The following is a 23,341-nucleotide window of genomic DNA, read 5'->3' as shown; positions in this document are numbered from 1 at the left end:
TGTCGTTATTTTTTCTTCACACACCGTACTTTATGAGTCGTAGTCAACGTTTCCCCCGAAACACTGTTCTTCCCGAAGAAAGTTCCCCAGCCAGGGAAAACATTGAATGTATAAGAAGTGTTGTAATCCTTTGTCCAGAAGACATCATAAGGAGTCGACAAACCGGAAGCACCGGTGGTCACCTTATAAAGTCCGTTCACCAGATTCGAACAGGCAGGGTCATAAAGATATCCTGTAGAGTAACAGGGGAAAGTTGTGGAAGGTATTGTCAATCCGTCCCCATAGAAATACATCAGATTCTCCCAATCTCCTGCTGTCGGCAATTCCCATCCATCCGGACACAACTGGATTTTTCCGGCATAAGCTGCCTGAATCTGCGCTTTGGTGTAATTACCATCTGCTCCGCCGGCACCCCAGCTTGCTCCGGCTGCCACCTGATACCTTAAATCTTCTGCCATCCATACCCGGGAATCAGCCAGGGCATTCGTCTGGTAAACCTTCCCATCCCGGCCATCGTTAATCGGGTTGGCAATGGTCACATAAGCATATCTCTGCATGGACAACTCCCGTTCAATGGGGAAAGAACAACTTCCTATTGTCACGGTAGTACGAATAGTAATCACCCCGTTATCTCCATACGCCACAGCCGAATTAAACATATTCCGGTGCAACTCGTAATATTTCGTGTCCGTAACACCGGGGTCGTCATATAATGAATACCAAACACCCGGTTTCGAAGTATAATCATCCAGCCACTCAACCTTCACACTTGCAACAGTACCTAACTCCACATTCAGATTTACCAATTCATCGTACTGCCCCATCTCTATGGTCTTCTTGTTGTCATAGACAATCACTCCCGGTGCACACAGTGTCACCTCATTGGAATATCCCTCAGCATGGGCAGCAACGCTATGACGACGGAAAACATATTCATGCCAAGGCACGGAATCATTCAGAGGCCAGTCAATCACCAGTTCTCTACCTGTCTTTCCGGACAATTCCCGCCAACCATTTCCATCATTAATTTCCCATGCATAAAGCGCAGAATCCTCATCATCCTGCCCCACAGCCGTTTCTATAATCGTATAAGGATTAGCCGCACACATCACAGCCGTATCCCGTTTCAATTTGTTCTGTCCGGCAATCACTCCCGTCTGCAATTCCCTGACAGGCACAGCCCGTCCTCCCCGGAATCCCGCAAATAACAGCCGGGCATCTACCGATTTGTCTTTATAATAATCAGCATCTCCCCGGTAGGAAACGCTCATTTCATTTGCATGGGTGCTCTCAAAAGATCCTCCCCTCAACCCAAAATCCTGACAGGAATCCGGCCAGCTGATTGTCGGGAAAGGTATAGAATAATCGACATGCACAGAATGATAACCTCCCCATAACCCACCATTGAGAACCACACTGTGGCACACCATCGCAAACATCGGGTTTCCATACTTACTGTACACATCTTCATAAGGTATACACCAACGGATATGCATCGTATTCCAACCGGCCGGTACCCAAATTACAGTATCCAATCCAATCAGCGAATCATTCCATACAGTCGGGGTTGACCAAATGTTGCCGTCTCCGTAAATATCACCATTAAATGCAGTGGCATGTTCGGCATTGTAGTAAATTTCACCCAGATTACCTGTCATCTCCATTAATCCCCAGCGAGAAGCACCGGAGCCTTCCATATCCGGAACATCATCAGCAAACGCACCGCATTTCACCGGAAACATATCAGCTGCATTGACCGGTCCATTCAGGTTCGCTCCCCCGCTTACTTTCTCGTTTTCCTCTCCGGGATGTTGTATAGCGGTCCATGACAAAGAGGTATAATTCGGCGTTTCCCAGGCAAAAGACCGGTCAACGGCAAAAGCCGCAGGGTCGCGTTCACGACATCCTTTCTCATATTCCGCCTCCGTCATAGGACGCAAACCAGCCCAATCCAGGTAAGTATACATATCCTCAGGACTCATAAAATTACAAGCGACGCTTTTCCCGTCATCCGGATAATTGCTCGGAGTAGCCGGACTCAAATTAAACCCAAACAGAGCCGGCGTATCCAATGGTAAATATTTTTCCAGCAGGACAATACCGTTCCGATAGGAAGGTTCCTCCTGATTTTTGGTAGCCCCAAACACATAATCCCCGGGATTCAGGGATTCCAGGGAGCGACCGATCCGTTTCCGTTGGTCTCTCAACGTCAACCGATTCAGGAAATTGACATATTGTTCCTGCGACACTTCATATTTCATCGCATAGAAACCCGTATACCCCATCGGAAACAGGTCTGGTACTTTCCAGGCCTTATCATAAGTACTTCCGGCCGTTATTCCCATCCGGTAAAGCATCTGCTCATCATCGGAAGAGATCCTCAAAGCCCCGTCAGCCCCTTCATTGATAAAAGAATAAGCCGAAAGCCGGTCACCCAGATAATAAGGTCCAACCGGCACATACACCATTTCTATGGCTTGTACGGAAATCTCTATTTTCCCGTCCCGGATATCCTGGCGGGTGATTTCACTGTACAGGTTCAAGTCTCCTTCATTAAAATCCCACTCCAGACGAACAGGTGCATTTACAATATTTCCGGTTCCGGGTTTCTTGCGGAAAATCAGAACTCCAGGCACCACTTTCCGGTCCAGTCCCCTCACAGTATTTGGTATATCATTCCCGAAATAGAGAGTATCCATCCGTTGAGCCCAATTTTCGGTGGAGGTCACAGCCAGTACCTGCATAGCCGGCACACCCGCTGCAGAAGCAACCCTGTTGTTATCGGAATCTTTCAGATAAGCATGATGCCAAGGCTCGTTCACTCCTCTCCGCTTATATTTCACGAACACCCAAATTGCATCCCAATTCTCACCCTCCCGCCAGGAATGTTCCCAACTCACTTTAAAAGAAATCTGGGCCGTCGTCTCATCAAGGGGTTGCACGGATGCTTCTCCATTGATTTTTACATCATTGGCCAATGTACTGCCACATAAAATGACAATACATATCACTGTCCATATTACCTTAGACATAATAATCATTTTCCTTAATATACAACATAAAACGAGACAAAATTACAAAATTTTGTAAAAATATCCAATTTATTTAATCTTTTATCAATGAATGCATATCCCTGTTATTATAAATAATAGTCACATCGTTATTTCCAACAGGCTGTGCCATATTAGCCGGTAAAGTAACCACTCCATCCAAATTCACATCCATCAAATAATACCCTGCATCATTTTCCGTTTTCGTCACACTCTTGCTCGCATTGGCCATAGAAATCAACGAATTCAGCAATACATTTCCGGCCGGCATGGCCAGCATTGAAATACCGTCAACCCTCCCGACATAAATCATATTCTCATGGATTTCATCCTGTTCAATATTCTCATTGATTCGCAAATCCATGGTTTCCGCTTCGTCAGCATCCGCCTTCAGATGGAAAATCCGATCCGCCTTGGTCCCTACCGGCAAATGGTTCCGATGCCTTACCACGATATAATAAGCTTTCTCAAAATCTATGCCCGGCACAGCAAGTGTTTCTCTTCCTGCCTGGTCGATGATAGAACCGTCGCTGAGCAACAGGTAATCGTCCGCATATACTTTCTTCCCGTTCGGTCCTTTTTCATGTACCTCTACCGTCACCCAGTCGATCCCTTTCCGACCTTTCAGATCCGGCCAACGCTGCCACTTGCCAAGAGGCACTATGCCATTTTCAAAAATCCAGCTCTTCATGCACTTCAAATTCGCATCATAAGCTCCCTGCAAACAAGCTTTCACCTTCATATATCCGCTATCCAATACCGTGATAGTCCTGACCTCCATATTATCGGAAGAACATTGTGTCCCTTCCATGGTAAAGATATAAGTCCCGGGATCCTTAAAGCGCAGTCTCTCCTGAGGAGTCATCAGATTCAAGCGTTCCGTCAACGACTCGTTCCCTTCCTTATCAATATAGTTCACCCTGAAAGCCCATGGCATCTTGTTGTCTTCATTTTTCACAACAAAAGTAACTTCCTTTCCGGACGGGATAACAAAATCCAAGGCTCCCTGCTGATTATCAATAACTCCCGTAACAATTCCCGTAACCGACCACTGCGGCGGTCTTATGGTCTGCACCTTCACCTGGTCCACTTTATCCAATTCTGCACTACAACCATTTCCGTCAGTCAGCGACCACAATTGGAACACCCGTAAAGAATCATTCCAATTCAGTGCATGGTCATAACCTATCATAAAGGAAGAATAAGTCTCGGTGGAGAACATTGTCGGTTGCGGCATACCATCTATCTTCCCATCGGATTTATAAATCGTTGTCGTCAACATACCCGCAAATGGTTTAACTCCATAACATTCAACATATAAAGTAGTATAGCTACCGGAGCAAATCGTAGAATCCGAAGTATACATCTTCACCCGGGGCAGACTATCCAAATGAATGTCTACGTAAGCCGTATCCGTACATCCGGCCGATGTCTCTGTCTTATAAACCACCCGGTAATCGCCCGGTTGCCCCTGGAACAGATTGTCTGTCACCTCTTCGCCATTCACGTAGAACTTACCGATAGAAACATCCGGAATCGGCTGGAATGTCGCTGCCAGGTCAATGGTCTTGCAACTACCAAAATGATTCGGAGTCAGCTTCTGCAGGCGGGTTTCATAAGGTTGCTGTACTTTAAAGACTGCCTCTCCGGAAACTTCTCCGTCACAGGCGGCCGGATCCTGATACTGGTTCGCAGCCCCCAACCAGAACACCTCATCATGGATCAACAAACAGCTCAATACCGTATCCCTGGAATAAACCACAATGGGTTCTCCGCCCAATTCCGGGGCAATCTCACCATCGGTTCTTCTACGGATTTCCAACTGCCAGGGAGCCCTTCCGCCTTCTATATGTACCTGCATCTTCACACTGTCATTCCGGCAAATTGTTGTTTTACCCACTGCTGAAAGTACAGCTGTAAAAATTTCCCGGTTCTCAATACTTACGGTTACTTCCGAAGAAGGTTCTACACAACCGGTAGATTTAGTTTCAAAATTAAAAATACGGTATACTCCCGGAGAGTCAAATGTCAGGGTATCCTCATAAGCATTGTAAACCGAACGCGGATTATAAACCAATACTCCGTCTTTCTCCACATAATAATTCCAACTCTTGAATATAGCCGGTTCGGGTTGAACAGCAATTCTCACCTCAGCATCCGGATTATTGGCACACAGGTATTCCACAACCTTGTCTGTTTTTAAACGGACATTCCGCGTTATCCGCAACAACACCGTATCCGTACTGACAAAATCACAATTATTTTCCACCATGCACCATACCTGAGCACTGTCATTCTCAATAACCGGTTTCGGAATTGTCCATTGGGATGTCGACTCAAATTCCACTGTATTCTTCACCTGATAGGTCTCACTGCCATCCTTACGTCTCAGGTACCAGGTATAAGTCAGGTCACCGCCCCGGGCTCTTACATTAAACATTGCATCTTCCCCTTCACAGACAGTTATCGTCTGAGGTTGAGCCAGAATTTGCGGCACAGTATCTATCCGCAGGTCCACATCCGCAGAAAGTTTAATACCGCAGACATTTCCCACCTCGGCATAATACAAACCCCGGTTAGCTATTGTCAGACCAACCTTTAACGTATCAGTCTCCGACATCAGCACAGGCTCGCTGTCTGTTCGTTTATACCATTTATAGGTATCATACTCCGGATTATCTGCCTGAGCCAGGTCTTTCACTATAATCACCTTGTCCCCGGTTGCATCGCTACATACAATATCCGGACTTTTCATCTTAGCCAGTTCAACCGGAGCATCCACATACACATTATGAGAAATGGACCCTTCAGAACATTTATTCTTATAATTGACCGTATAAACAGCTCCGTTTTCTTTCGTTATATTGGCCGGGAAAGTATAGAAATTCTGACCGGAAACTACTTTCGTCAACCGCTTCCACCAAGTATATTCCACTCTTTCCTTCGGAGTCGCCACCACTTCCAGGCGGATATCCGTACTCTGGCAATAATGCGCACTGGCAGGAGGAGCACTCTGGATGCGGATAGAGTCATCCACCAGCAATTTCACGATATTATAGGTCTGTTCGGAACACAAATTCACTGCTTTAATCTTATAAAGACCTTCATCACCCAAAGTCACGTCCCCAATCCGGTACCTCAGATCATGCTTACCGGTAATCTCCACATCATTCCGATACCACACCACCGAATCACGGCTTTTTACCTGGATATCGTAGACAGAATTGACACAAACCGTATCCACATGATAGGTATAATCCGTTACCAGAGGTACCCGGTTAAATTCCAGCAACACAGTATCAGCAATACCGCCACATTGGTTCCAGGTATAGCAGATATATTCTCCGGCATCTTCCGGCGTAGCATCTTTCAATTCCAATATCCTCTCCCTGGAGATCGTATCTGTCGTCCCGGCCTTATACCAGGAATAATTTCCGCCAACACCTTTTCCGACCAGTTTAACATCCTGCATATCGGAACAAACCAGTTCATCAGCCATATATCCGTCAGGCATGGTCACCACTTCGCGAACTCCCAGCTCAATGGCTTCAGAGGTCACAGAACCGCAATAATTGGAAACCTTACAATAATATACGCCCATATCGTCAATCCCCACACTGTCAATATTATATCCGGCCTCATTCCCAACTACACGTCCATCATGAGTCCACTCATAAGATAACAGACAACCAAAAGCATCCATGGCTATACCCACCTTATCTCCTGTACAAGCCAATAATGAGCGCGGATAATTCCGGAGACTCACCGGATTTGTCATCACAATATTCACACTTCCGGCCATTTCTACTTCACAATGTTCATCAGTAGCCACAACCGTATAGACATTTCCGACATCATTATTTTCCACACATTCCAATCCCTCCAAACCTGACCAGGATAGTTTGTTTCCTCCGGCTCCTTTCAGGGATTTACCAGGCATTTCCCTACCATTGCAATACAACTTATAAGTAATATTGCTATTCTGACTCGAATCCAGAATTACTTTTCCGTTAGGTTCACTATCATTACAATATCCTGTAATGGCTCCGAGCAAACGGAATTTCTCAATGGTCGTGGAAACATACAAATGAACCGCATCTCCCATCTGTGAACGGCAAATCTGTCCGTCACTCAATATCTTCTCAGCTTTCACAAAGAAATAGCCAGTATCACATTGATTTCCCCAACTGATGGGTTTGCCGGTACCTTCATTCAAAGCAATAAAAGTCGTATCGGCCCCCTTCACCTGGAACAGAGAATAACTGGTACCCTTTTCACTGCCTGTCAAGCGCAACGGACGACATTCCGTAGATACGCATTTATAAGGATTACCGATAACCTCCAGTTTAAAGGGTGTCAGCTTAATCTTTTCTATCACTAACGAATCGACAGCCTCACATTCAAACCCACCGGTATTGCTTAACGTACGGATTTCATACTTCCCTTCCTTAAGCCACATATCGTAAGTAATCCGTCCTCCGTCGGCAGTAGGCCAGTCAAGCCAGGATTCATCCTCCGGTACATTCTTATCAATCAAAGCATACTGCACTCCCGGACTGGTCTCCGGTTCTACCGTAACCTGAACTCCCTCAGGCGAACCGCCTTCCGGATAACTGTAATAATGGTTAATATTCAGTAACGGTAACGGCAACTTCACTATCGCCACCTCTCCGTTCATTGTAGCCGAACACTCATCGCTCACAGAAGCCAATACCCGGTAAACTCCCGGTTTATAAACAGTACCCACTTTCAGGCGCTCACCGGTACCCACCACCAATTCACTACATAAGTTATTGCCTCCGTCCACGATATAATAAGTCACACCTACCTCTGATTGTTCCAATTCTATCGTCTCCTCGCTTCCCTCACAAACTTTTGCCGTACGTGAACCACCAACAATATTGAAAACCTGGGGAGGTTCGCTCAAACACTTCTTGCTCTTATCCAGATTCCGGTTACAATGGCCCGTAATACTGGAAACAACCACAGTATAACATCCATATTCATGCTGCGGTTTAAAGTATTTCTGGGTAGCCGGAGCTTTTGCCGGAATGGTATCCACATAGCGGCCCTCCAACCCCTGGTCCAGCCACAAATAATAAGCGGTCTTCGGCACCCGGATTCCTTCCAGACTGACTGTCAAGGTAGCAGCCTGACCGTCCTGTACACACTGCCCGGATCCTTCAACAGTAACCTCTTGCGGATAAAAGTCCAGAATCATGGTCATTGTGTCTACAAAGTAAGTACACCCGGTGGTATCTACCGTTGCATTTACCGTTACCAGCCCGGCATTATTCAGTTCACAAAGGATGAAATCTTCCCGCGCCACACCATCTTTCTCCCACTGGCTCTCACTTTGTGTAATGGTATAGGTTACGCCTGTCTCAGCCTTATCCAGTGTCAATTCATAATCCGTACCGTTACAGATCACACCGTCATGCAACCTGAGCAATTTAGCCGCAGCCGGCCGCAAAGCAGCTTCCACTGTAATTGTATCCATAGCTATCAGACTGTCGCATGGATTGGCTGCATACAGCACATACTCGCCGGCTTTAATTTCATGCCCGCCAATCTTCGTCCAGCTCAATACATCCTCACCACCCATCAAGACCTCTGACTTTTCAATACCGTCACTCAGATAATAATACCAATTCAATACAGAATGTGTGGCAGAAATCGTTACATCGCTTTCAGCACCCTCCCCGCAATCAATACCATTTACACTCAACTGTGCCAAACGGGGCGGAGCATAAATGATTACACTGCCATCCATCCACACACCACAAGTTCCGTCACCTTTATCAGCATAAACCTTATAAGCACCCACTTCCCGGAATTCTCCGAACTTCACTTCCCCATTCTGTGCAGTAACCGGACCGGCCATCTTGAAGAAATCATTCATATAAAGAGTATACTTCACTGAATCCCCTTCACAACCGTCAGCCAGACGAACATCCGCCAAGTCTCCGCATTCACCCACTTTAGCAGCATTGCTGACTGTAAATACTTTCGGTTTAGTAATTTCATGTATCTTCACTTCAGCTACCCGTTCGCTACAACCCGTCCCACGATAAGTACCCACAACAGTATATTCCCCGGCAGGATGGTCTTCGAAATACCCCGCTATTACTCCATACAACGTATCTACCCCCACACCCGCTTTGTTATAAAGCACATACTCAGCTTCCGTCTTCAAATCCTTCACGTCAATATTTGTTCCGTTCCCTTTCCCCGATTCATTATAACAATACTTGCCATCCGATGCGGAAATCAATGACGGGACTGGATTTACATCAAAAACCTTATAGTAAGTAGCCGGACAAAGCCCCTTATAAGTCATGGCTATCTGATAAGAACCTTCCGGTTTCCTGCCATCGAATACAATAGAACCACCATTCCCCGACAACGTATCAATGCCCATCTTAGTTGCGGTATTCATCAGCACGTAAATCACATTTTCTTCCGAATTGGCTACCTCTATTGCATTTGTACCCGTTTCACACAAAGTTTCCGGCGTATTCACCACCAAATCCTTCGACGGCATCGGATATTTTTCAATATTCAAAGTATCTGCCAGCCAGCACCCACCCCACAAACCAATTCGTTCACGGTAGAAGACATAACGCCCCTCCTGCAATTTTGCAGCAAAAGCAGTAGAAGTAGAAGAAGCCGAAATACTGTCAATCGTAGTTCCGTCCGTTTCTTTCAATACGTAAGTAACATTGAACGTATTATTGGATAAACGGATTTCCACACCGTCTCCGCCAGGACAATAAGCCAGGCGGCTGGTGATAGTATCTTCAACCGGAACAGCCCGCCGGATAACCGCATTCAACGGCAAGGAACGACAACCGGTTCTCGTATCATAAGCCGTATAAGCATAACTGCCGTTATCCAAATGAGAAATCAGGGTATCTCCTGCAAAGTCTTTAATTCGTATAGTATCTATCAGACCGGCCAACGTATACTGGTAATCCATGATTTGATTTTTCAGCATAACTGTTGCTTCCCCGTCCGGTTTACAGTCTTCCACTACAAAATCTGTCTCTGCCAAAACCGGAATGGCAATACCATCGAAATTGTAAGTACCTTTTTCAGTAACACAACTCAAGTGCGAAGCCACAACCGTATAAGCATGCCCGGCAGGTATTCCATGGAACATAATTTGTCCATTCTCAACCACTCCGGCATAAAGCGTGTCTATTCCCTGAGCCTGCAAGCTATATTTTGCTTTTTCATCCCATTCTCCGGCAGTCAGATATAAACTGGTCGTATCTTCAGCACACATATTGGCCTTCATTCCGGCAAGGTCACCGAACTGAACGGTCTGACCCGGCTGTACGGTATCATTCAGCGTCCGACGACAACCGTTCAGGTCTGCAACAACCGTATATCGTCCCTCCTCTGCCACCGGAATCAACCAAGCGACATCATTTCCGGCCAGGGTATCTTGTCCCGTCGGTAAGAACTCATGACACAATACATATTGTGTTCCGGTTTCAGGTTCTTCAACCCGTATCTGCATCATACTATCCACACAAGCTTTTCCCTGCACGCCCAGAGCCACCTCTTTCGGCAACGGCAACTGGGTAATATGCAGCGTATCCAGCATAGGCAGGTCACAGTAATCCGTCATAATCCGGTAAGTACCCACCGGATAGAAGCCACTGAACAACTGAGCATCCGTTCCGGTTCCCAACAACTCAGCTCCGGCATCTACCCAGGTTTCTGTTCCGTTCACGGTCACCACTTTCTGTAAACGGTAAGTGACACCGTCCTGAGTTCCCGTAATACCCAATTCTACGCCCTCTTCTCCTTCACAATAGGTAGTAGCCAATGGTGTATACAACTTATAAAATTCAGGTAACGCCTTAATCTGATATTCCTGAGTCAGACGCCGGTCACAACCTCCCGTATTCATTGCCATGACAAAATAGATACCTTCTTCGGAATAAGTACCGAATACATTCGTACCCGGTTCAAATTGTCCGAGGGAATCAATCTCCGTTCCCCGCTGGCGATAAAGTGTATAGGTTACACCTCCTTCAGGTGATTGGATTCCCATCCGCAATCCGTTACCAATACATCCTACCCGGTTACCCAGCAAAGCCTGGTCCAAAGGTGCCGTATATTTATGAATAGTTACTGTCGTATTCTGCGAACAACTTCCTGCATATACATGAATATAATAGGACTTCGAAATACTTTCCGTCACAGGAAGAATACCGTCATAATAGATGGTATCGTTCGTTCCGTGAGTCATAAAGCCCATAGATACCTTTTGAGCGGAGCCGTAATAGTCATCAAACACCTCATAATCCAGGTCCGGATTTGCTTTTACCAAAGTCAGTCGTTCATAACCCGAAAGATTATCGCAGTAGCCCAACTTACCTCCTAAAACTTGAAGAGAAAGCAAAGGTTCCGTCAATTTCAATCCCCTGACCGTATCCGTACAAACCAATAAACCGGCATCACCCATTCTCGCTTCAGCCACAATATAATATTGTCCCGCCGTCAATCCCTGGAACACAGCATGTTCAAAAACAACTCCGTCCACACTTCCCGGTTGCATATTCACAACAGCAGACTCACCCTCCTTATACAGTTTATAAGCAGCTCCCTGATAAGGAGAAGGAATAGTCACTTCTATCACATCCGAAGAACCGATACAATAAGCCTGCATGCCCGAAATATCTTCAATGACCGGCCGCTCATAAGAAGTGATGGTAATCTTTTCATCCATCAGCACCTTACACTCACCGATGCCTGCTTCCACCTGATAAACATTCTCACCCGGAGATTCTGAGTTATAATAGCCGGCAAAGGCAAACTCAGAGCCATCTCCGATATGACGCGCCACCTCCCGCGTACCATTCCTCAACAACCGGTACACCACCTGGTCTTCAGAAGAAGCAACATAGATCGAATCCATTTGAGTATCCACACAATAGGTGGTTGCACCTTTAGCGCTTACGTCAAATTTCTGCGGAGCCCGGCTCATTTTTGTCCATGTGAAATAATCCGTACAGCTAAACTGATCATCCGGATAATCTTTTACAGCTTTCACCCGATATAAACCGGCAGCCTCATCGGTATACGGAATGGCATACCTCCACTCTGTACCATCTCCTACTCTGGTAGCCCCGTCTACTGCCACATACTCGCCGGCAGTAACATCGAGGTGTTCCAACTGATAGCTTACTCCCATCTCGGTAGTAGCCATAACCAACTCCAGTGCTTCACCCGGCAATACACAACTCAACGCTTCATTTCCAAAATCAGGAACGGCAACACGGTCCCGGAAGATCACCCTCACCGTATCAGTAGCCTTCTGAGTAATCAGCTGACCCTCTGTATTGATCACATCCGATTCCACATACAAAACCACATAACCGTCGCCCGCTTTCGGGTAAGATATACGACTCTTGGACGGAACAGGAATACTATCCACCTGGTCATCACTCCATTTAAAGCGGTATTTTCCACTACCTCCGGTCAGATAACTACAAAGGGTCACTTCTTCGCCCTGGCAGAGGAAGAGAGTATCCAGCATCGTATAACAATCGCCGCCTTTAATAACTGCCCTCAAAGGCTCTCCCGAAACAGAAACATCAATAAAGGTATCGCGCGAACAATAGTCATCCTGTACATTCACCCAAAAACGTTCACCGTAGTCCAAAACCCGCGTCGTCGCAGTATGAGAAGCAGTATCAACAGAAGCAATCATGCTTTCCGGTTTCCACGTCACTACCGGAGCAGACATGGCTCCCTCGATTCCCACAGATAGAGTAGCCTGCGTGCTGGCAGTAATCTTTATCGGTGACTCTACTGCAAGTTCCAGATGATTTCCTTTTATTTCCACCCGGTGGCCTCCCATTTCCTGCACACAACCTTCCAAAGTATCTACTGCATTCACATAATAAACGGCATCACCCACCAAATCAACATCCCACCGCAGGAATCCACCGGTACCCCAACAAGAGGACAAAGTGTCTTCCTCAGCCACGGAATAAAAATCATAACGAATACCAGGAGTAGAACCCTGCAAAACAATCTGATGGGTTTGTCCTGCCTCTTCTCCGCAATATACCTTTCCGGAATTACTGGTAAACATAAATACATCCAGAGACGGTAAATCCGTCACCACCACATCACCCATTTCCTTTTGACAACCGTAATTGGTTTCGGCCATCACCGTATATTTACCTCCGCTAACCTTATCCCAGGCAATCAGGTTCCCGGTTTGTTCCCGTTCCGTTGATTCCCCGTCTTTGTATAAGGTATAAGTACAGGTCTTTTCACTGTTTTTCAATTTCAATACCACATCGCTCTCCATACCGAAGCAAGCAGTCGTGTCCCCATCCACCGCATACAAATCATACACCTGCGGATAAGGCCGTTCCATCACCGTATCCAATCCCATCTCCAGTGTACAGCCTGACACGGTATTCTTCGCAATCACATGGTAAATGCCTTCCGCTACCGGCCAGGTATAAGAACCACCGGTACCTTTATAGGCCGATCCCTGACTAACCCATCTCAGACGGGTAGGATGCCACCGTTCCAAACGATATTCTATATCCTTGGAATTTTCAGTACCCTCAAGTTTCACTGTAGCCCGGGATTCTCCCTCACACATCGGGTCGATGATATGGAACAGGAATTTCTCCGGAGTCGGTGCCCGGGTAATGGAAATCTCGCCATTCATCTGCATCGTACAGGTTTTCGTTCCATCAACAGCTTTCGCTTCCACATGATAAAGACCATACTCCATAGAGCCGAAAGTCAGTACCGGAGTACTCACCGTATCTCCATGGACTACTTTCACCGGAATATAATCAGTTTCTGCTACAGAAGCCCGGCGGAATAACGTATAAATCACTCCGGTTTCAAATCCACTAAGCGTAACTTCACGACCTTCATCCCCGCAATATGAGCCTGCCCCCAATACATCATAAGCAATCGGAGTAATTACCTCTAATTTCATCTCTGTGCTGGACACATTATCTCCGTTACAACTATTCTCGGCAAAACAGGTATATACACCCGCACTCTCATGAGTAACCCCCACTAAATCCAGTTTATTGCTGGCCCCGGCCTGAATCTGTTTACCATCTTTCAACCAGGTATAATAAACCGGAACTTCACCGGAGGTAGCCACAGACAAAGCCTTGGATTCCCCGGCACAGAGAGCCAGCCTTTCCGGTAATTTACCGCTATTGGTAAAGCGGGCCATCATATTCACTTTCAGTACCACTTCATTGCTGGCCGTATATCCCGGGCAGTCATTACTCAAACGCACCAGATATTTACCGGCATCAGAAGCCTGTAAATCCGAAATAGTCAATTGCGGTGTAGTACTTCCTGCCACCCGGTCATTATCATTGACAGCATAACGGGCATTATAAATCCACTCACATCTGACTTCACCGGCATCCGACATATAATCCGTCTTCAGAGTCAGCTTATCCCCTTCACACAAACCTTTTTCATTAATCGTCAGAGGCAAAATAATAGTCGGACGGGATTTCGTCCGGACATGGTATTGTTTAATCTGTTTCGGCGTACAAGAATGATAGGCATAGCAAATATAAACACCGGCATCTTCCGCCGTAATCCCTTTAATCGTATACTTCAGACTCGAACTTCCCTCAATCCTTTGCCCGTCTTTCTCCCAATAATACTTCAATGTATTGGTGGGATTTTCAATATTTTCCTCCTTGCTTGCCAAAAGAACCAGACTTCCGCCCACGCCTGCACAAACTGTGGTATCTATACCTTCAAACTTCGGAATAATCTCTTCTTCCACATCCAGGAAGAAAGGATTGCTCCGCACAGAATCACATCCGTTCCATACCGACCAGCAATAATATCCTTCAGTCACATCCGTTGCAGGGTCAAAAGTATATTCAGGCATCGTACCATGATCATAAATCAGACTCTTATACCTCACAAACCGCCGGGCTTCATCCACCTCTACGCTCCATAAAGAATAAAGATAAGTACCTCCACCCTGTGCCTCCGTAGTCAGCTTAATGCTTCCCCAGTTACAAACCGCCGTATCCCGGGGTTGGTGAACAAAAGTCGGAGCTTCCCAGATTTCCTGGAAAGCCGTATCATACACGGCACCGCAATAGTTAGATACCTTCACCATATAATATCCTTCGTTCTCTTCTTTCGGATATTCTTTCTTATAGGAAGGATAGTCATAATCTTCAACCGGCTTTAACTGATTGAAGTTGATATTATCTTTTCCGAAAAACCATTCGTAATGCAAACCGGTCCTGGTTCCTTCATTCGGAATTTGCACAGCAACACCGAACTGGAAACCGTCAGGAGTATTCTCGCAAACCTCCCCGTCCATCATGAAAGTGTAAATAGAAGGCGTACCTCCCTTTACCAATCGTATTTCGCGACTGTAAGACATTCCGTAATTATTCCCCACACAACAACGGTAACGTCCTTCATCTTCCGGTTCTATAGAGGTAAATACCAATATAGCCGTATCTATACCGCTAACGTTGGTCTTGCCGGGAATATTTCTCATCGGCTCAAACCGTTTATTAAGCTCGGAATACATTTCCCAGGTGAAATACAATCCCTCGGAAGCCAGCACATTGACCCAAAGCACAGCCGTATCGACATTACATCCCAATAACTCGTCACACTGGTCAAGCAACTGGGGCAAATCGTTGGGCATGGTAAATCCATCATCGTTACCACCGAAATAAACTCCCTCCTGACGCACATAAATATGTCCGCTTTGTTCAACCTGACAGCCTCCCGCGGTCTGAACCGTAAAATCTATCGTCTTAGTCAGGTTTGTCAGGTTCACCTCAGACACATTCCGGTAAGGATTACCGTCCACCTTCCAGTTCAATTGGGTAGAAGGCTGTCCGTTCAGCAACGCTTTTAAAGTCAGTTTATCCCCGTAGTCTACATGATAGATAGACTGCGCTTGCAGCAATGCCCTTTCCACAGTAAGCGAAAAAGTATCTGCCACATAACAGTCTCCGTCACCCACCAGCAACACATAATCACCCGAATTTTCAGCCCTTACGGTAGTAACGGCAGCCGTAGGTTCCTTTACTCCGACGCCTTGCCACAAATAAGTATAGGTTACCCCTTCTTTCAGCATGCTTTGCTCTGCCTCCAGTTTCACTTCACTATCATAGCATGCGGTTGCAGTCTCGGCCACAATATAAGTAACCGGCTTTTCCTTTACATGCAGGTAAACCCTCTCAGAAGTCCGCGAAATACTGTTGTTCACGTCCGTGACAATACAATAATAATAACCTTCATCCTCCTTAGTCACCGCAGGAAGACGACACAGGGAAGAATCAGAATATACCCTGTCGTTATCCACTTTATGCCATTCAAAATGGTAAAAATCATTACCAATCACTTCTGCCAGAATAGTGGCTTCCTCACCTACACAGACATAATCCGTCAATTGCAACTCCTTGATGTGGAAACTGGTTCCGGCAGAAATAAATCCGTCTTCCTCACCACCGGCAAATGAACGTACATCTTTAACAAAAACATGACAAGTATCATAGCCGCTACATCCGTCATGTTGCCGCTCCACAACAATCCGGGCATCCTCCGGTACATAATAACTTACCGAATCAGCTGTTACCATCATATCCGTCATTTCCTGCGACGGGTCGAAATCATAATAGAAATGCCACTTGATCGTATTCTGGTCCGTCCACGGACGGGCAACACCCAGTTCTACATCTGCCGGAGCTGACAGGAATACAACCGGCTTAATGTGAATATCCGGCCGGTACACATCCAGTGTAACCGTATCATAAGTCATACATTCTCCCATGGACACCTCTACAATATAGCGGGAATCCGGACCAGCCACAGCATTCACGATATATTGCTTCCCGGTATAGGAAATGTCTGCACCATACCATTTATAAGTATACTCATCATTCACAGACACCTTATTCTTCTCTGTAGCAGAAGCATCAATCTCTATAACAGACCCGTTACAAAAACGATAACCGTCTGCAGGCGAAGAAATCTTAGCTATCGGTCCGTTTATCATAGTCACCGTTGCCGTATCCGAAGAAATCGTTCTCAGGTGCATATTCTCTTCTGCCGGATCGGTTACCAAACAATAATACTCTCCTCCGTCATTCATGCTATTGGCCCGCATCACCAAATCCTTTTCAAAAGAAAGAATCGTATTGCTTCCTACTTTTTTCCACTGGTATTTCAAACTGCGGCCTTCGGCATTCACCCGCAGGTCAATCCGGATATCAGTTCCCCGGCAAACCTCCGGATATTTAGGATTGACCAAAGCTCTCAGAGTCGGCAAAGAACTGATAAAACCGTCATCCTCGCCACCGGCATAAGTAGTAGGCCACTTCACATAGACAAAAGTAGTATCGAAACCTGAACACCCGTTTTCTTCCAGCTCAGCTATCACCTTAGCATCCTGATTGATAGTCAACACACCCGGATTGCTTTCGCTTTCCACCTTGCTTCGGTAGTCAATGTACCATTTCAGGTTACCATGCCCCTCCACTTCCGCCGGAATTTCAAGCCTTCCCGGTTCGTAAGCAGTCATAAATACCGGTGTTTTCACCTTGGGAGCAAACATCTGCATCGTAAGAATAACCGTGTCAGCACAACCCTCCGGACGGGTATCTTCCGCTTTCAGGACAAACACACCATCCGTCTGCGGACGGGCAATAATGCGATTCTCATCGGTTGTAGGGTCAAAAACATTCCCTTCCCAAGAGTATCTGATAAACTCTTCATCAATGTTCGGGTTATCATTCGACCCAACCAATACAAACTTATCACCGAAACAAGCTTTGTCATGGTAAGGAGTAGAAGGATCAAAACTGATTTTTGCCAAAGGTCCGTCCTTCAAAACCAAAGTAACCGTATCAGTGGAATAAGTGGATTTTATTCCGGACCCGTTTTCCTGATTATCAGTCACCAGACAGAAATAACTTCCGGCCTTTTGAGCATTCACATGATCAATCAACAAAAGCGTATCCGTCACATCCAGGGGAGCCACAGTTTTATCTGCATATACCCGGTACCATCGGAATGTATAAGTACTCAATCCCCGAACATGAGCTGTCAAAGAAATATCATTATCCAGACACGCCACAATTTCTTTTGCACGCGGTTCTATCCATACTGTCGTCATGTCTTCCAGGACGGCAAAACCATCGTTTTCACCACCATAAAAAGTCTCCGGAAGTTTTACAAATACCCGGCAGGAATCCACCGCCTCACATCCCCGTTGCTGAATATGGGCAAACACCCAACCATCACTGGTCAGATTCAGCTGATTGCCGCTTTGCGGTATGTCACTCATTCCATCCGGACGGAAAACCCAGTCTACCGTCGCATCATCCGGAATATGGATATCAAATACATAAGCAGGATCCGGAGATGCCAACTGCACCCGGTCGGGTAGCCCAAAATCAGGTTTAAAGACTTCAAAAGTCACCGAAGCCGTATCGGAACAACCTCCATACCCGACACGCACCGTATAGGTGGCTGTCTGTTCCGGAGCCACCTGAATGGACTGAAAATCGGTCACCTCCGAAACAATATCCGTTCCTTCCCAACGATAGGTCACCTCATCCCCTACGCCGCTGGCCGACGTACTGGCATCTAAAGTCAACAAAGTTCCCCGGCAAATTGGCCCGTCACCCACCGGCATTCCATGTTCATCCGTTACCGTAATCCGGGCCAAAGGTCCCGTACCCACCGTCAGACTTAAAGTATCTGAGAAAACGTAAGGATTGCTTTCACTCAATGCCGGATCAATCACCCGGCAATAATAAGCTCCTCCCATACCAGGCTGTACGGGAAAACGGAACGTTTTTCCCGTTCCGAAGACTACCTCGTCATCCCCTACTTTCAACCACTCATATTTAAAATAAGGATATTCGGCATGAATAACACGGAAATCAATCACAGAATCCGGACAAACAGTCACATATTTCAACTCCGTCGGAATTACCGGTCTCGGCCGGTTCAGAATAAAACCGTCTTCCTCACCTCCATAATAAGAAGCCGGAGCTTTCACATAAATCCGGCAACTATCCCACGCTTCACAACCTCCTTCCGTCACCATCAAAGCCGTAACAATACCCGTCGTATCCAACTGCAGGCTCACCTTACCCTTGGAAGTCGCCTTTTCTACTCCGTTGAACGACCACGTAACCTCCCGGTTCATCTGGGCGCGTTTCGCTTCGAACTCAATCACTTTAGGTTCGTTCAGGTAATATACGGATGGTATCTGTATCTCCGGCTTCGTGATATTCAGCCGTATAGATGTTTCACTGGAACAACCTTTATCCTTAACAGCCTTGAGGGTATAAACCGGATCAGTACCGACAATGGCACTGATGACACGAGTCCCCTGCCCCTCAAAAATTCCTTCTCCCGTCCATTCCAGACGGTCGGCAACCATCAGGTCCGAACTACCTCCGGCGTTAAAAGCCACCGTCGTTTCTAAGGTTATCACCTGGCCGAAACAAACATTTTCCGCTCCGGCACTGGTAATTAAAATATTAGCCACAGGCCCCGCATTAACAGTCAGATGCAACGTATCGGAACGCAAACGTTCATTAATATCCGGATTGAAAGCCATACAATAATAATCTCCGGCATCAGAACTTTTCAGATGGCTCAGAACAATGGCAATACTATCCCCCGGAATCTTCTTATCCGGCGAACCTACCTTATACCATTCATAATCATACCTGTCATACCCCAAATATAAAACAGAGAGCATCACCTCCTCATCCATACAGGCTTCCACCTCTTTCTGCGTTACTTTCAGGACAGGACAGGAAATCGCAAAACCGTCATCCGGAGAATTATACTCCACGGGAAAGAAATTACGCATTAAAATCCGGCAAGTATCATAATAATGACACTCTCCCCGTGTCATTTCCACCACAACCTGCCCGCTTTCCTTCAGGTTCAGATGGACTGTAGCACCGGACTCCGCCTGTTTTACCTGATTGACATACCAACTATAACTGTCTCCCGATACATTCGATAAAGCAGCAAAAGCCACCTGGTCTGTCGGTTGTGCCAGAATCATGTCCGAAGGTATGTCTACCTTCTCCACTTGCGGAGAAATCAGAATATCAGCCGTATCTATACATTCCTCATAAGCGACGGTAAAAATGTAATACCCGTTGGTGCTGGCTGTTGCCACCATTTTGGTTGAATTGGCTCCGCTTTGAATACCGGCTCCTTTCCAATTGTAAATATTTTTATTGGCAGGAGCCAGTGTTTTATCCTTACCTTCAAAGCTTACCGGAATGCCCGCACAAAATTTCTCTCCTGCCATAGGTGTAACAATTGCCGCCTGCGGACGGTATTTTACCGTCACTTTCACAGGATTGGAATAAAGGTATTCCCCCTGTTCCAGGTCTGCCACACGACAACGATATTCCCCTCCCTGTTCTGCCGAAATCGAAGGGATATACAAAACGCGTCCGGTATCTACAACCGTCTCTCCCCGCATCCATTCATAAGTATAGCCGTCATAGCCGTCATAAGCCACTTCCAAAGTCAACGGCGACCGGGCACAAATCGTAGTATCGGTCTGCAACACCGTCAGTACTCCGCGACTCACCACAAATCCGTCATTGACAGATGTTGTGTAATTCATAGCCGGCAGACTATTCACTTCCGTTGTTACCGTACGGCTGCAATTCCGGGCATCCGTTACCTGTAAACTCACCGTTGTCTTCCCGTCCGGTACGATAAAAGAATAGGCAGGAGCCGAAACCGGAACCGCACTGCCCACCGGCGACCATGTATAAGTATAAGCAGGATTGTCAATGGCCGTACGAACCGTAAGTTCTTCTCCCTTTATCGCATAATATTTCTCAGGCAAGGCTATTTCCGGATAACTTTCCAATATCACCAGGGAATCTTCGGTCACACAACCGTTATTCACGATACGGGCTTTATAAACGGCCGAGTCCATCACCCGGATCTGCGCCGTTCGCCCTCCATCGGTAATCGTCATACCCTTTCCCGTCCACAAATAAATGTTCCCCGCAAAAGAATGCTTGTCAGACATATTCAGGGTAACCTCCTCACCCCGGCATATCGCCCACCTCGGACCAGACTGGCTCTTTCCATTTACAGTCACGGCCAGTTCGGGATATTCAGACACTTTTACATCTAAAGTATCGGAATAAAACGTCAGGTCGAAAATTTCATCATATACCTTACAGTAATATAAGCCGGCATCAGAGGGAGAAGCCGAACGGATAATATAATCCTCTTTTGTCGACAATACCGTGCCGCTTCCTTTACGATACCAGGCATAACGGTATTCAGATTCCTCGCTCACCGTCACCCGGTAACACAAAGAGTCACCCACACAAACGCGGGTAAATCCTAAAGCTTTCACCTGTACATCCAGGTCGGCATGCGTCACCTCCAGCTTAGTCGTATCCTTACGGGAACACCCCTGATAAGTCACCGTCAGAAATACCGCATCACTCTCCGGAGTAATGGTAAAAGTAACACTGTTCCCCTGCTCCGTCTGGGTGTAATCATCCTTCATCTCCCAGGCATAAACCGCTCCGTCCTGATAAGTATTGGTCAAAGTCACAGCCTCACCTATTGTAAGTGGCTGGAAACGAGGTAAATCTACTAAAGGAACAATAGGCGTCAGGGTGATTTCCGCAGAATCCTTACAGCCGTGATAGTCCGCAATGGCCCGGTATTTCACGGCAGCTTCCGAATCCATGTCCACTTTCAGCATCCCTCCGCTGCTCACCAGTTTCTTCTCTTCTTTTTTCCAGTCCCAAAGAGTTCCGGAATGTCCTGCCGTTTCATCCAAAGCAGTCAAAGTAACCTCCGAAGCAAAACAAGGTTTTTCCGAAGAAGCTATCAGTTTAGCTTTCGGATAACCGTATACTTTCAAATCCAAAGTGTCCGAATGGAAAGTCAAATCACGCAAAGGATCATAAACCGTACAGAAATACTTTCCTTTCTTATCATCTGTCACTTCGGTAAAAGCGTAAGTATCACTTTCCACCAAAGGGGTAGACCAGTTCACCTTATACCACTTATAGACATAACTACCTTCCCGGTCCACCGTAACTGTATAACTGAAAGACTGTCCCTCGCAACACTCCGTAATCCCGACAGCCCGCACATTTACCTTTTCCGTACTACGGTTGATTTTCAGCAGGGTGCTGTCATGAAAAACGCAACTGCCCACCGTAGTCTCTAATTTTACCTTCTCCTCACGCACCGGCGTAGTAAAAGCATCAAAACGAAGGGTTGCCCCTGCCGGTGTCGAAGCACTTTCTGCCGTCCAGACGAAAGAAGCTCCATTTGCAGGATTGGCAGTCAAAACCAGCTCTTCTCCGATGACTCCGGCCGTTTCCGCATTCAAACCCGACTGATAATCTGTCACCTCCAACACCAGGGTGTCGGAAGAAAAAGACAAATCGTAAACCGGGTCATAAGCTACACAATAATATTCTCCCGAAGAGCTGCCGCCCACTTTCTCCAGTCGGTAAGTCTGGCTGGTCGCTCCGGCAATCGGTTTACTTCCCTTAAACCACTGCCACGTAAAGTTCGCTTCACCTCCACTCACCGTATAATCGAACGACTCTCCCGCACAAGCCTCTGTCCGGCCGGAAGCGGCAAGCGTCACTTCTTTCTTCAGATGAGTAATATTCAAAATCGTCTGTGACCGAAATTCACATCCCTTATAATTCACCGTCAGATGCACCTCTTCCTCCCGGTCCTGTCCGGTGAAAGCATTAAAACGAATGATATGACCATCTACCTCATGCCCCGGTGTTGCCTGCCAGATAAAATTCGCTCCGGTTGCGGCCGCAGCCTCAATCTCTAACGGCATTCCGACGGTCGCTTCATACCGGGCATCCAATTGTGCCTCATATTCTGCAATTGACAAAACAGCCGTATCAGAGTAATAATACAGATCAGCGGCCTTATCCCACAGCCGGCAATAATAACGTCCGGTATCGCTGACAGCCAGATTCGTCAAAGTCAATAAGCGGCCTGTGTTTTCCAATGCCTGTCCCACCTTATACCAGTTCAGGACATAATTCGTCAACGATGCCGTACCGGTCACCGTAACCTCAAAAACCGTTTGCTGCCCCACACACCTCTGCCGGTCTTTCGACTTCAGGGACAAAGCAGGTATATCGTCCCCCGCTCCGTACGCCGATACGGAAAAAACCGGAAATAAAAGTAAGATAAATAATATGCCCGAAAGCAACAATCTCATTTTGTCT

General features: G+C 46.6%; 2 protein-coding genes. Both read right to left on the bottom strand.

The genetic code is table 11. The features are described from left to right. Nucleotides 1-5: 5 nt before the first annotated feature. Nucleotides 6-3,032, bottom strand: a complete 3,027-nt coding sequence (locus D1136_RS09310) for an FISUMP domain-containing protein (protein ID WP_161877368.1) — start codon at nucleotides 3,030-3,032, stop codon at nucleotides 6-8. 73 nt (nucleotides 3,033-3,105) lie between these two features. Next, entirely contained in the window at nucleotides 3,106-23,334 is a 20,229-nt protein-coding gene (locus D1136_RS09305) for a hypothetical protein (protein ID WP_161877367.1), read from the bottom strand. Between the last annotated feature and the right edge of the window lie 7 nt (nucleotides 23,335-23,341).

Origin of the sequence: Odoribacter sp. Z80 (genome assembly GCF_009935865.1) — a bacterium.
GTDB lineage: Bacteria > Bacteroidota > Bacteroidia > Bacteroidales > Marinifilaceae > Odoribacter.
Note: the sequence above shows the minus strand (reverse complement) of the source record. Positions and strands in the feature narration are given on the sequence as shown.

Coding starts and splice junctions, on each gene's coding strand:
- D1136_RS09305 (WP_161877367.1), bottom strand. CDS start 23,334: ATGAGATTGTTGCTTTCGGGCATATTATTTATCTTACTTTTATTTCCG.
- D1136_RS09310 (WP_161877368.1), bottom strand. CDS start 3,032: ATGTCTAAGGTAATATGGACAGTGATATGTATTGTCATTTTATGTGGC.